We start from the raw sequence: 13,928 nt of genomic DNA on the forward strand, positions 1-13,928 counted from the left end.
CTCTTGGTATCAAAATTCCATTTTAGATTTGTCAAATCATCATCAAACTCATTTTCTAAACTGTAATCATTTTTAAAAATTTCGTCTTTATTCCAAATTTTCTCAAGTTCTTTAAAATTTAAAATAGAAAAAAAAGTATTAATTACATGCGGATTATATGCTCTGTGTGCAATCATTCCTCCGTCCCGCACACCACATACTGTATAATCTTCAGACTTCATTTTATTGATAATGTCAAAGACAATCCCTGAATCCTGAAACAAAACATCTTCATCTGCCATGATCAGCCATTCAATGTTTTTATTTTTAAGCATTTTCATCATATAAAAAATGCTTTTTAGACCATGCATTCCATTTCTACCATCTATCACATATTTCTGAACATCTTTCGGAAAAAACGGGGAGCTTTTATCATATAAATCAAAATTTATAACCGTAGAAAGTATGGCTATATTAGACCTGTTATCTACCATATTTTAAAGTCAAATCTATTCATAAATTTCACCAATTCTTTATCCTTAATATTAGGAATCAAAATTCGATTTATTTTTTTACCTGATTTATTTTTATAATTGGAATAATCATTATTTGCTATCAGCATTCCTAAGCAATCTGACTCTTCTATCACTTTAAGTGTGCTTTCGTTATATGATCCATGAGGTAATGCTAAATACTTTACTGATTTTGCAACCAATTTATCTAGTTTTTCAATTGAAAAACTTAACTCTTTTTTCTGTTCCTCATAACTTAGATTCCCAAAGGGATAATGATTATGAGTATGTATACCGATATCTATTAATGGATGCTCAGACAAACGTTTAAGCTCCTCATCGCTTAATGATCTGAAATCTTCATTATCGTGAAAAGGAATTTTATTTAAACTTTCAAAATCTAAAAACCAAATTTCCTTTTCTTCATTTGATAGTTTGCCCATAAGTTTGTTTAAATCGCTAAACGAATGTGTTTGTTTGGATACTTTTTCTTTTACATCAGGAAGATAGAAAAACGGATCACAGAAGTTATAGTCAAATACAAAACGATCCCACCAAAACTCTTTTTTAGTATTTATATTTAATGTCGTTACAAAAATTGTAGCCGGTATTTCATACTTCTCCAATAGGGGTAAAGCATTTGCTAAATTATCTGCGTATCCATCATCGAATGTAATGACTATTCCTGTCTTCTTTAATGAGTTCCAATCATCAGATAATCTAAGAATCTGATAATTTTCCTTAAAATAATGAAGTTGCTTTTCAAAACTAGCAAGATCAACAGTTAAGTATTGCAACTCACTTCTAACTTCATTACTGGTTCTGTGATACATGGCAACAAAAACCGGCTTACCATACAGCAATCGGTTTTTGAGTTTATTCAACTTGTAATATATACTTTTAAATTTAGCTTTCATTAATTAGATAAATCTCTAAATTGTTTTTGATGGTTCAATAGCCAAATATCTTCTTTTTGAAGACATTCCAGAAACAGTACATTACTATTTCCTTTCCCAAAATCATCTTCTACATTTTGAACTTTATGTGAATCAATAACAGCAAGTGATTCCATTATACCTTCTTCAGAATAATTTGTATTGATTATATCAGCATGAACCGCTCTGTTTTGCTGACGGGTTCCGATATTAATAATTGGAATTCCATAGTACGGAGCTTCTCTGATCCCTGCGCTGCTATTACCAATAATGAATTGGCTATTTTTTAATAGGGTTAAAAAATACTCGAAACGCAAAGACGGAAAAATTCTGAACCTCTGATTTTCTTTTAATCTCTCATAAGCCTCAATAATAAATTGACTACCCAGATCGTTGTTTGGAAAAATAACAATATAATTATGGTTGTCCTGCAATAAAGAGGATACAAAGTTTTCGGCATATTTTTGCATTTCTTTGATTTCTGTAGTTACGGGATGAAACATTACGATTGCATAATTTTCAAAATCAATCTTATAATATTCTTTTACCGTTATTAAATCCGGCAACTGATCAGAAAACATAATATCAAGATCAGGAGAACCAATTGTAAAAACAGATTCTTTAATCTCTCCCATTTGTATCAACCTTTTTGCCGCCTGTTTGTTTGAAACGAAATGAATATGACTTAGTTTACTAACACTATGGCGGATTAATTCATCTACAGTTCCTGAAACTTCACCTCCTTCAATGTGCGCTACCAGAATATTGTTTAATGAACCAACAATTCCGCCCGCTAAGGTTTCGACTCTGTCTCCATGAACAACTATCATATCCGGACTAATGGTTTTGCAGTAACCTGATAATCCTTCAATAGTTTTTGCAAGAGTTAAGTCCATTGTTGTTTCATGGGTATGATTTTCGAAAGTAAAAACATTCTTAAAATTGCAGCGTTCTATTTCGATCAGCGTATAACCGTATTGTTCCTGCAAATGCATTCCGGTGACAAAAACAAAAACCTCAAATTCAGATTGTTGTTCTAAAATTGAAATTAGTGATTTTATCTTTCCAAAATCAGCGCGGGTGCCTGTAAGAAATAGGATTTTTTTCATTTAGTGGTGATCAGTTTATTCGACTGGGAAAATATTTATCCCTATAATTTAAGAAATACTTTTCTATATTAAGTGTCATAAAAATTCCGCATAAAACACTTATGATACAGGTAAGAAAAAATATAGAAATCTGATTAAAGAATTTATTTAAAACAAAATTATTTACTAAGGCAAAGAAAAAATTTACGAAACCATGTATAATATAAATACTATAGGAGGAAAATCCAATCTTGCTAATAATATTTACTATTCTGTTTGAAAATAGGCTATCAAGTTTTTTATTTACTTCTGTACTTACAAGAAAAAACACAAGTATAATACTAAATGCGATATAAAGAAGTGAATACCCAAATGTTCTTACGAAAAATGATTCTTCAAAGTCTATAAACGGTGTAAACATAAGAGCTAAAAATGAGATTATCATTAATCGTATTCTATTTGACTCAAAAAAATGCGTTAGCTTCTCATTTTTAAAATAATATAGGTATGAAACAAAAACTCCGGCAAATAGTGAATCCATTCTTAAATGAGACATTGTAAAATTTTTATCTCCATTTTCAGGAAAATAAACATTACTGACAATTCTTAAACACAATGATAAAAGTATCATTAGAAAGATCAAAACCTCAAACTTATCTGTTTTACTTGCTTGATTTGGTTTTAAACTAATCCAAGCATGTTTAATAACGAACCATAATAGTACGGCAAAACCAAAATAAAAATGTTCTTCGACTGCTAATGACCAACTAGCTGTATAAGCATAACCCCACGCACAAACATAGTTCTGAATGAAAAACATATCTGATAAGAAACCTTTCCATTCAAATTGATGTTTAATAATCTTAGGGGTTAAGTATAAAAAATAGGTTAAATAGTATATGGGATAGATTTTAAATCCTCTTCGTACTAAAAACAAACCTGGTTTTATATTTCCAAATTTTAGATACTCTTTGAATAAGAGTCCTGAAACAAGAAATCCGCTTAAAACAAAAAATAAGTCAACGCCTATCCAGCCCATTTTTGTAGTCCAGTCTGTTATATACTGATGGCGCATTAAGACCAAAATAATTGCGATCCCTCTTAAAAAATCAAGTTCTCTTAATCTAATATTTTGCTTCAAAATTAAAAATTGGGGTTAAAAAGTAAATGGTATTGTAATTAAAAACTAGTTTATATCCTCCCAATTTAATTGCTCATCATTTTCAATATCTCTTGAGGCCGTTTTTCCTATCAGATCATTAAAATGTTCTGCCAGTATTTTACCCGTTCCTGGTCTTTTTACCCAAATATTTTCTTTAGATAATTTGTCGCCTTTTTTTATTGGTGCTATTGCACAAACAGTAGCAAAAGCAAAATCTATCGTCACTTGTTCTTCTTCAGCAGGTTTTTTTGTGCCACCACGCATCAATGCAATTTCGGCACTTGAAATAATTAGTTCCTGACACGCTTTTTCATCCATACTACAAACAATATCCGGACCTGTTCGTTGCATATGATCTGTGAAATGTCTTTCCAGAATACTAGCACCTAGGGCTACAGCTCCTAAACAGGCATTATTGTTTAAGGTATGATCACTTAAACCAAATACCTTATCCGGAAATGCTTCATGCAATTCTGTCATGGCACCAAAACGTACTAAATGAATGGGTGTTGGATATAGATTTGTGGTATGCAAAAGTGCAACAGGAATAGTATGTTTATCAAAAATAGCCACTGCTTTTGTAATACTTTCAATTGTATTCATTCCTGTACTCAAAATTACCGGTTTTCCAAAAGAAGCTATATGCTCTAATAACGGATAATTATTGCATTCTCCAGAACCAATTTTATAAGCAGGGATATCAAACTTTTTTAATCTTTCTGCTGCTGCCCGTGAAAATGGTGTTGAAATAAAAATCATGCCTTTGCTTTCAACATAATTTTTGAGTTCTAATTCATCAGCTTCATTCAAAGAGCAACGTTCCATAATTTCATAAATAGAAACATCTGCATTACCCGGAATTACTTTTTTAGCGGCTCCGCTCATTTCATCCTCAACAATATGGGTTTGATGTTTTACTACCTCGGCACCTGCTCGTTTTGCTGCATCGACCATTTCTTTTGCAACTTGCAAAGAACCTTCGTGATTAATTCCAATTTCGGCAATAACTAAAGGTGGAAAATCTTGTCCAATTCTTCGTCCTGCAATTTCTAGATAGGGTTTCATAAATTAGTTTGTTAATTAGGGCTTTATATATTTGTGGAATAAAAACTCGGCGAAATCAAAATCTTCCTGCGTATCAATATCAACATTGGCAAAAATATGATCTATTTTGAAAGGAAAAGCATCTTCCGAAATAATTATATCTTCAAGAATTAATGATGCTTTTGTGATATATAACAACCCGTTTTCAAAATAAATCGGTTCCATATCCTGACTTCTCTGACCAATTTTGTAATTGTACGGAACAAACTTTTGATCTGTTATTTTTCCGAACTTTTTATAGTTTCTTGAAACAGTAAATAAACTATCGCTGTCTTCCTTTTGATAAATTTCAAATGTTTCTTTTAGCAAACTTTCCGGACGAACAGGGTTTGTAGGCTGAAGCAGTACCACATTCTCTACTTCATGATCAATATTTTGTAAAACATGTTTTAATGCCGAAGCTGTCGCCTCATGATCTCCCGAAATATCTGCGGGTCTGTCTATTACCTTTGCTCCGTATTCTAAAGCTATTTTTTTTACATTTTCATCGTCAGTCGAAACATAAATTTCTTCAATGATAGCGCTATTTGCCTTAGCATACATAATACTGTGTGCTAACAAAGGGATTCCTCCAAGCAGTTTTATATTTTTTTGAGGCAATCTTTTAGATCCTCCACGTGCCGGAATAATAGCGATCGTTTTCATTTTTAATGTTTAAAAGAATTGCAACAATATTATTTTATGGTTTCCAATACAACTTTGTATCTTCCTGCTCCTGATAAATTTTATATTCTCGTATGGATAGTCTATTACTATTTTTGATTATTTTAGGAAATGCCAAAATTAAATCTATTGTTGCCAAAAACAATGCTTTCAAAGCTTTAAAATCTCCCTTGAAAACTCTTAATTTAAGCTGCATCCAAACAGAATACGTTATTTTTTTTGGAATGACCTTAAGAGGATAAAACAAAAAATACAAATACCAGCCGGAACGCAATGACCGTCGCAGGCGTAAACTATAATCGGCATTATTTTTTCTGGATTTTAAATCTACTCTATGATTTACTAACACTTCCGGTAAATAATAAATCTTCCATTGTTTTTTAAATAACTGAAATGACGCAAAATCTTCTTCTCCATAAAAAACAAACCATTCCGGATAATCAGGAACATCTCGCCAGGCAGACATTCTCCAGACATTAGCTCCACCGGCGAAACTTTTCATTTGATGTAAAACGTCGTCACTGGTCGTTATTTCCGGTTCTTGTAAACTCCAATAGATTCTAAAACTAAAGAGTGCCACATTAGGATTCTCTTCAAAAGCTTTTTCTATAATTTCTAAAGGATTTGTGGTAATAAAATGTAAATCATCATCAATCGAAATGGCAAAATCAGTCGTAACCAAATCCATCATTCTGTTCCGACTATAGATCAGTCCTTCGCTTTTATTGTTCCGAATTAATTGAATTTCCGGATAATTCTTTTCAATCAATGAATACGTTCCATCTGTTGAACCGTCGTCACAAATAATACAAGATACATCTTCTCTATCCAGTAAATGCTGAATTTTACGCAATGTAAAATTCAGATCCTCTTTTCTGTTTTTGGTGGTAATGAGAATAGAAAACTTCTTCTGAATGTGCATTTACTTAATAATTTCTAATCATTGGTTGTGGTAACTTTTTATATCGCAAGAATATCTTTTTCATCCATTTGACTGAAATAAATTTTACAAATATTCTGTTTTTTACAAAATACAAAACTGGATTTAATTTTATATTTTTATTAAATCCGCATTGAATTATGTCCGTACTAGAAGCTTTCGGAACAGACATCCAGTCCTCTAAAGTATTTCCTAAATGACAGGCGTAATTATCCTGAGTTGTTACTCTCCAGTAATTTTTCTTAAGAGGTGATTTATCTAAATACCCCTCACTGGTTCCTCCCATCTTAAAGCCTATATAACTTACGATTTCATCAAAAATATCCTTTTTATAACTTGCGACAAAATGTCCCGAACCAATCAACACTTTTAAGTCTGGACTAATCTCCAAACCTAAATTATATTCTAAATAATCCTGATTATAATTTCTATCCCAACCAAGACTGTCATAAAATCTAATTAAAGCTTCTTTGTTTTTTACGGGAATAAATTTTAATTTTTTACTGAATAAATTATCCCAGATAACATTTCCACAATTTTGTTCATACATTTTAAACTGCGGTACAATGCCTACCACTCCCGCATTAGGAATATTTGTAAAAACTTTTACTGTTTCAGATTGCCAGTTCGGTAAAAACAATACATCTGAATCTGAAATTGTAACCAATTCTATATGATTCCCCGCCAAACCTTTCAATATCGCATTAAGTTTTCCTATGTTATCAGTATGAATTAATTCGTGTATTTTATTTTGCTTTAAAAGAAAATCTAAATATTCTTTTATAATTGTATCACTTCCATTATTAACAATAGTGATAAATGTTTTTTTGTGAACGGTAGTCAATAAAGATTCCAGACAAAGTTTTAAAATTGCAAAACTATCTTTAAAATAACCTTCCTGATTAGGTATGTAAACAGGGATTATGATCTGATGAATAAATTCAGAATCTTTTTGTGGTTCATCTTTAAATGGATTAAATCCTACCCGCATCTTATTTCTTAAATATAATTTTCAGTTTATGAAAAATCCTTTTTTTTAGTTTTGCTAATTTTAGAGAAACGGTATCATTTTTAATCTGTTGCTTAAAAAATACCTTATTCTCCCTAATGACTTTAGGAAATTCTCTTTTGATCCCAAAATAGATACCTTGCTTTTTTTTATTTAAGAAAGTAGAATCTGAATCGCCATACTTTGTCTGATACAGTGATTCTATTATTTTCCAGCTGTTAACAAGACTATACGCTTTTTCGGTGGTTTGCAACAAACTTAAATTCTCACCGGACACATTATTTCGATATAAAACATAAGTATTACCGGCAAAGATTATTTTACTGCAATTCGATAATACTCTAAAAAAAAACTCCCCATCATCGTTCATTGTTAAACTTTCATTCCAGTCACCTGAAAATGTTATTAGTTTTTTATTCATTAAAAAACTGTGTGAAGGAAAAAAGCCTCCATGTAGACCTATCAAATCAAAATATTCTTTTGCAGAATCAAAATTTCTATAATCAGGATTATTTTCATTCAATTTAAGGGTTTCGCCAATATGATCAAATCTTCCCCATTTGCATGTTGAAATAACAAATTCATCTTCATTCGACACTAGCAGAATTTGTTCTTCGAGTTTATTTGCAGCCAGTATATCATCTGAATCCAAAAACTGGATATAATCGCCTTTTGCAACTTTTAGTCCAATATTTCTGGAAACACTTGCTCCTTTTTTATCTTCTTTTGATTTTAATATCAGTTTGAATCTATTATCCTTTTCCTTGTAAAGCTTTATCGTTTCTTCTGTTTTATCGGACGAATTATCATCAACTATAATACACTCCCAATTAGAATAAGTTTGTCCAATTAGGCTGTCGAGTGTTTCACCAATCAAATGTGCCCGATTGTAAGCGGGGATAATAATAGAAACTAAAGGCTTATTCATCTATGGCTACTGTACTGTATAAATTGTTTATTGAATCTCTTATTCTTTCGTAGTTATAATCTTCAATAGCTTTGAGATGGTTACTTTTGGCAAATTGAACATTATTATCTTTATTACGGATAAGACCTAATATTTTTTCAGCTATTTCATCTGAGTTCTCAGGATCATTGATTATTTCTCCAAAATATTTTTTTCCTATAAGTTCTTTTGTGGCATTACCCGGATTGGATTGCAAAGGAATTACCCCAAGTAATAAAGCTTCTAATAATGAATTTGGCATGCCGTCTGAAAAATTATTTCCAATATAAAGAAATGCTTTTCCAAAATAATTATGAAGCTCCGACTGATTTATTCCTTCTATTATTTTAATTTTTCCCTCCAGTTTTGAATCTGATTTAATAAATTCTCTGACTTTTTCTCCTGCTGAAAAAACAGCGATATGAAAATCATCTAACAGATCAATTATTTTTTTTATAGCTTTTAAGGTATAGAGGGCTCTTCCTGTTTCATTATGATTGCCTTTTATCAGGATTAATTTTCTGGATTCTATATCCCGAAAACTTGTTTGAATATCTGTTATATGGTATCCGCCGCCTCCGGGAAGAGCTCCCAAAAAAACTCCCTTAAAATTATACTTTCTTGCTAGATCATAATCTCTTTCACAATCTGTTATTAAAAAATCAACTCTGTTTAAAACAGATTCAAGTTTCTGAATGTCATTTTTAAGAACCTGATGTCTAAAAATATCGCTTCCCCAACAAGAATAAATCCATTTAATCCCCTGATTTTTATTCATTGCTTTCAGTATGGGATAAGAGCAGTAATGCAATTCAAAACTATGAACTATATCGGGCTTAATTTCCTGTATAATTTTCTCGAAACCTTCATTGGCAGAAACTTCTAAATAAGGAATTATTTTATCATACGCCGAAGGCATCTTTTTCCTCAAAAAATATTCTCCTTTTATGTAGGGATATTTTCTTTTTTTCCAATCTACAAATTGACGAACATAATCTAAATTCTCTAGCGGTCCCCGATCTAAAACATCAAACCAATAAAGTTCATGACCTTTATCTTTTAAGTTTTCAATCCAACGGAGCACGTGGATAGACGGCATCGATACAAAAAGTATTTTCACTTGATCTATAGTTTTAACTTACTCATTAAATCTTTTTCTGTCTAAAACTTAAACAGCATCTTCTTAAACACTTTATAAAGGCATTCATCTGCATTGCTGAAAGATAAAAAAGAAGTAAATAACGCCATTCGGTCCATCTCAGTTTCCTGTTCTTTTTGATTGAAATTTCATATTCTAATATCAAATCCAACTGTTGCGGCTTACTAAAAAAAACCATTTTTTCAACAATACATTGTTTGTAAAAATTTTCGCTCGCAAGATCTTTTAATTTTTGATTATTCTGTTTTCCGGATATGGACGAACTGGAATATCTGATTAATAAATTACTCTCATTTATAGAGTAAATAGGTTTATCATCAGAAAAAAATAACCAAGCTGCATCATCACTATGCCAGGCTAGAGGAAAATCAAAAAAGCCATATTCCTGAAAAGCCCCTTTTGAAAATGTATATTCAGACAAAGAACTCCTTGTCAATCCTTTAAATCTTCTAAAATAGGAATCGGATGCTTTTTCCCATACCGGATTTGTAAATGAATGACTTATTCTTCCGTTCAAATTCATGTTTAATGATTTTGAAGCAAATCTTACCAGATTTGATTTTGTATGAAAAACATTGTAATGCTCATACCAGGACGCTACAACATTTTTCTCCAAAATATCGTCATCACCCAAAATCATTATCCAGTCTTCCTCTTTAACAAGGGCAATACAACGTTCCCAATGCTTCGCCAGTGATATTCCTCCTAAATTTTCCTCAAATATCTGGTAAACGAAATCAATTTTGTCCTTGTACTCCTCCAAAAGTAAAGAGGGATCTTCCGGACTGGCATCGTTTCCTATAAATACTCTGAATCTTTTATCTGTTTGCTCCGATAGTGATTTTAAGGTTTCTTCAAAAAAAATCAATTTATAATATGGAATTACAATCGCTAGCATTTATCCCTTATTTATTTTTCCGAAAATTGTAAACCCAAAAAAGGTTTTACAAAACAAATCAAGTACAAATTTTTCACTTTTAAGTTTTGCAGAAAACCCTTCTCTTTCTTTTTGTAAGTTGTAGTTTAATGCCCCAAAAGATCCCAGATGTTCTACAAAAAAATCGGCATGTTTTATACTTAAATAGTTGAATAGTCTCTCTTTTATAGTACCATCCAGTTTTTTTTGCCTGGACACTAATTTTATTCTGTAATAGAATCCTATAATATTTAAACATGATACATTTCCTCCATTCTTTAGAAGTGATATCCAAAACTCCCAATCCTCAAGACCATCGAGCATGTTATTATCATATCCTCCAATCAATTCCCAATCTTTCTTTCGGTACATTGCCGAGCAAAAAATCATATTATCTAGTGCCAACTCTTTGAGTGAAAATGGTGTCAGATTCCAGTTTCCTGTTTCATCACCAAATTTTTCTGCTTTACAATAAACAAGTTTTAATGACTCATCATTTTCAAATGCTCTTATAGCTAGTTTGATGTAGTCTTTAGCAATTTTATCATCTCCGTCAAGTGGCAGAATAAATTGGCCCACACTGTTTGTTATACCAAGATTTCTGGCACTGCTAACCCCTGCATTTTCCTGATAATAGTATTTAAATCTTACATCTTGTTCGATCCATTTTCTTACTATTTGTTCTGCATTATCAGAGCTTCCGTCATTTACTACAATACATTCCCAGTTTTCAAATGTCTGGTCTGAAACAGATTGTAAAGCTTCATCCAAATACTGAGCCTGATTATAACATGGAACCACTATAGAAACTATTGGATCTTTCATTTTTTACTATAGAAAGTTATTGATTTTACAAACAGTTTTGTTTCGTGCCATAATTTTAATTTAAATGGTGACTTTTTTCTAATTTTTAAATATTGCAAATAAACTTTTGGAGAGTATTTTTCTTTTTTAAAAAAATAGTCTTTATACAAATTGTTCTGAATCTCTAACAGATACTTTTCAAAACCTGTCTTTTCAAAAAAAGAAGTTTGATTTGCCAAAAGCAATTTGTTTTTTAAATCTTCGAATCGATTTATTTCGCTAAAAGAAACAAATTCTCTTCGTGATATTATCTTCTTTAGAAAATCTTGTGTCTCATCATCTCTTTCAAAATTGAGATTCGTCAGTAAATTAACTTTAATCTCCAGTGCAGTATTTGCTTGTTGTTCATTTCTTTTATGAGAAACTTGCGAATTGTGAACACGATAATTAAGTAAAACTTCCGGCAAATTGTACAGCTTTCCCACGGCTAACAATCTTGTCCAGAGATCATAATCTTCGGCTGGCTCTTTTTGGGTATCGTAAATTAAAGCAAATCTATCCAAATAACTTTTCCTCATCATTACAGTTGGATGTCCTATACAACAATCCTTAAGCATTGCCAATTTTATATCATCATGATCTTCAGGAACAACAACGATTTTATCTTTGCCAATTATCTTAAAGTATGTGCCAATAAGTACTGTTTCAGGATTTTTATCTAAAAAAGCAACTTGTTTAACAAAACGTTCCGGCAGACTTATATCATCACCGTCCATACGGGCAATATATTCTCCTTTAGCAATGCTCAATCCGAAATTCAGACTATTCGTAAGACCTGAATTTTGAGGTTTTACGATTAATTGTATTCTGGGATCATTATAGTTTTTTATAATTGATACTGTTGAATCTAGAGAAGCATCATCAATTATTATAAATTCAAAATCTGAAAAAGTCTGATTCAAAATACTATCTATTGCTTCCTCTATATAAAGTTCGCAATTATAGACAGGCATTAGAACTGATATCTTGGGGCTTGAAGACATTATTTCACTTCTTTTTCGAATAATTCTATATCTGATGCAACCATTTGTTTTACTATATCATTCAAATCAAATTTTGGTTCCCATCCTAAAACTGTTCTTGCCTTTGTAGAATCTCCGATCAACAAATCAACCTCTGTTGGTCTATAATAAGTAGGATCAACTTTTACTACTTCTTTGCCAATCTCAATTTGATATTTTGGATTCGAACAAGATTTAACTTTTCCAACTTCATTTTCATTTTCTCCCACAAATTCCAGTTCAATACCACATTCTAAAAATGCCATTCGAACAAATTCTCTTACCAGAGTAGTTTTACCGGTTGAAATAACAAAATCATCTGGTTTATCTTGCTGTAAAATTAACCACATCGCTTCTATGTAATCTTTCGCGTGGCCCCAATCTCGTTGCGAGTTTAAGTTCCCAATATATAATGCATCCTGCAAACCTAAAACTATTTTAGCTGTAGCCATAGTAATTTTTCGGGTAACAAATGTTTCTCCTCGCAGAGGCGATTCATGATTAAATAAAATTCCATTGCAGGCAAACATATTATACGCCTCTCGATAATTTACAGTTATCCAATAGGCATAAATTTTTGCCACACCATAAGGCGAACGAGGATAAAAAGGTGTTTTTTCGGTTTGTGGTACTTCTTGCACTAAACCATACAGCTCTGAAGTTGAAGCCTGATAGACCTTGGTTTTTTCTGCCAGACCTAAAATTCTTACCGCTTCTAGTAATCTCATGGCTCCTAAACCATCAACATTTGCGACATATTCAGGAGTATCAAAACTAACTTTTACATGAGACATAGCCCCTAAATTATAGATCTCGTCAGGTTGAACTTCCTGAATTATTCTTATTAGATTGGTAGCATCAGATAAATCCCCATAATGAAGAATGAATCGAACGTTTTCCTCATGAAGGTCTCTAAACAAATGATCAATTCGTTGCGTATTAAATGATGAAGCTCTTCTTTTTACACCATGAACTTCGTAACCTTTCTCTAATAAAAATTCGGCTAAATAAGCTCCATCCTGACCAGTAACTCCGGTTATTAATGCTTTTTTCATTTTCTATATTTTAACCCAATTTGTCGGGATTATGTCATTCGTATTTATGGAATCGTCATTGAACCATCGTTTTGGAGCAATTACAATTTTATTAGGATTTTTATTCAGCCATGCACCCCACCAGCTAAAACTACTATTTGCTATAATATTGTGCTTGCAAGATGCCATTAATTTTAAATCTTCAAAATTTGTTGAAGCATCATTAAAATCAATAAATACTGTTTCTTGTTTGGTCGAAAAATTTGCTTTTACCCAATCCATATCATCCGAAAAGACAAAATAAACAGGATTATATACCTTATTTTCAACCATCTCCAAAGCTTTGTTATAATATTCTTCTTTACTTGTATTATGCAATGGATTATTTATATAGTCTCCTCTTCGAATATGTATCGAAACAGAATTTACAGACTCAATTTTTGCAATTGCAGCTTTAGTCTCTTTTTTTAGCAGTGTCCGCACTTCAAAATCTTCCCGAATTTCTTTTTCATACTTTATAAAATATTTCTCTGATTGGAAATAACCTTCCAGAAATATAATATCTCCTTTTAAATGAATCAGATCAGAATTATATACAAAATCGACTTCTTTATAA

General features: G+C 31.6%; 14 protein-coding genes and 1 pseudogene. All 15 read right to left on the bottom strand.

The features are described from left to right. Positions 1 to 473: pseudogene (locus JO950_RS18480) on the bottom strand (hypothetical protein); the annotation flags it as partial. After that, the gene (locus JO950_RS18485; protein WP_237732389.1) at positions 467 to 1,375 is read right to left on the bottom strand and encodes a polysaccharide deacetylase family protein; all 909 of its coding nucleotides are present in this window, start codon (positions 1,373 to 1,375) and stop codon (positions 467 to 469) included. The pseudogene JO950_RS18480 and the gene JO950_RS18485, both read right to left, overlap by 7 nt. 32 nt (positions 1,376 to 1,407) lie before the next feature. Continuing rightward, complete coding sequence (gene neuC, locus JO950_RS18490; RefSeq protein WP_202703957.1) at positions 1,408 to 2,535, bottom strand: UDP-N-acetylglucosamine 2-epimerase; 1,128 nt, start codon at positions 2,533 to 2,535, stop codon at positions 1,408 to 1,410. 10 nt (positions 2,536 to 2,545) lie between these two features. Then, the gene (locus JO950_RS18495) at positions 2,546 to 3,655 is read right to left on the bottom strand and encodes an acyltransferase (RefSeq protein ID WP_202703958.1); all 1,110 of its coding nucleotides are present in this window, start codon (positions 3,653 to 3,655) and stop codon (positions 2,546 to 2,548) included. Between the two features lie 45 nt (positions 3,656 to 3,700). Beyond that, entirely contained in the window at positions 3,701 to 4,741 is a 1,041-nt protein-coding gene (gene neuB, locus JO950_RS18500) for an N-acetylneuraminate synthase (protein WP_202703959.1), read from the bottom strand. 15 nt (positions 4,742 to 4,756) lie between these two features. Further along, positions 4,757 to 5,425: a cytidylyltransferase domain-containing protein gene (locus JO950_RS18505; RefSeq protein WP_202703960.1), complete on the bottom strand. Its 669-nt coding sequence runs from the start codon at positions 5,423 to 5,425 to the stop codon at positions 4,757 to 4,759. A gap of 34 nt (positions 5,426 to 5,459) precedes the next feature. Then, positions 5,460 to 6,365: a glycosyltransferase family 2 protein gene (locus tag JO950_RS18510; protein ID WP_202703961.1), complete on the bottom strand. Its 906-nt coding sequence runs from the start codon at positions 6,363 to 6,365 to the stop codon at positions 5,460 to 5,462. Between the two features lie 4 nt (positions 6,366 to 6,369). Continuing rightward, the gene (locus JO950_RS18515; protein ID WP_202703962.1) at positions 6,370 to 7,374 is read right to left on the bottom strand and encodes a glycosyltransferase family A protein; all 1,005 of its coding nucleotides are present in this window, start codon (positions 7,372 to 7,374) and stop codon (positions 6,370 to 6,372) included. 1 nt (position 7,375) lies between these two features. After that, a complete protein-coding gene (locus JO950_RS18520) occupies positions 7,376 to 8,320 on the bottom strand; it encodes a glycosyltransferase family A protein (RefSeq protein WP_202703963.1) in 945 nt (314 codons plus the stop codon). Then, positions 8,313 to 9,458 (bottom strand): glycosyltransferase family 4 protein, encoded by a 1,146-nt coding sequence (locus tag JO950_RS18525; RefSeq protein ID WP_202703964.1) that lies wholly within the window; start codon positions 9,456 to 9,458, stop codon positions 8,313 to 8,315. The genes JO950_RS18520 and JO950_RS18525 overlap by 8 nt, the downstream gene beginning before the upstream one ends. A 25-nt stretch (positions 9,459 to 9,483) precedes the next feature. Next, the gene (locus tag JO950_RS18530) at positions 9,484 to 10,395 is read right to left on the bottom strand and encodes a glycosyltransferase family A protein (protein ID WP_202703965.1); all 912 of its coding nucleotides are present in this window, start codon (positions 10,393 to 10,395) and stop codon (positions 9,484 to 9,486) included. After that, entirely contained in the window at positions 10,396 to 11,238 is an 843-nt protein-coding gene (locus JO950_RS18535) for a glycosyltransferase family A protein (RefSeq protein WP_202703966.1), read from the bottom strand. Further along, positions 11,235 to 12,260, bottom strand: coding sequence for a glycosyltransferase (locus JO950_RS18540; RefSeq protein WP_202703967.1), 1,026 nt, complete (start codon positions 12,258 to 12,260; stop codon positions 11,235 to 11,237). The genes JO950_RS18535 and JO950_RS18540 overlap by 4 nt, the downstream gene beginning before the upstream one ends. Then, entirely contained in the window at positions 12,260 to 13,333 is a 1,074-nt protein-coding gene (gmd, locus tag JO950_RS18545; RefSeq protein WP_202703968.1) for a GDP-mannose 4,6-dehydratase, read from the bottom strand. Before gmd ends, JO950_RS18540 begins: the two co-directional genes overlap by 1 nt. Before the next feature lie 3 nt (positions 13,334 to 13,336). Next, a partial coding sequence (locus JO950_RS18550) for an alpha-1,2-fucosyltransferase (protein ID WP_202703969.1) occupies positions 13,337 to 13,928 on the bottom strand: 592 nt, incomplete at its 5' end.

This window comes from Flavobacterium sp. UGB4466, assembly GCF_903469665.1.
Taxonomy (GTDB): domain Bacteria; phylum Bacteroidota; class Bacteroidia; order Flavobacteriales; family Flavobacteriaceae; genus Flavobacterium; species Flavobacterium lipolyticum.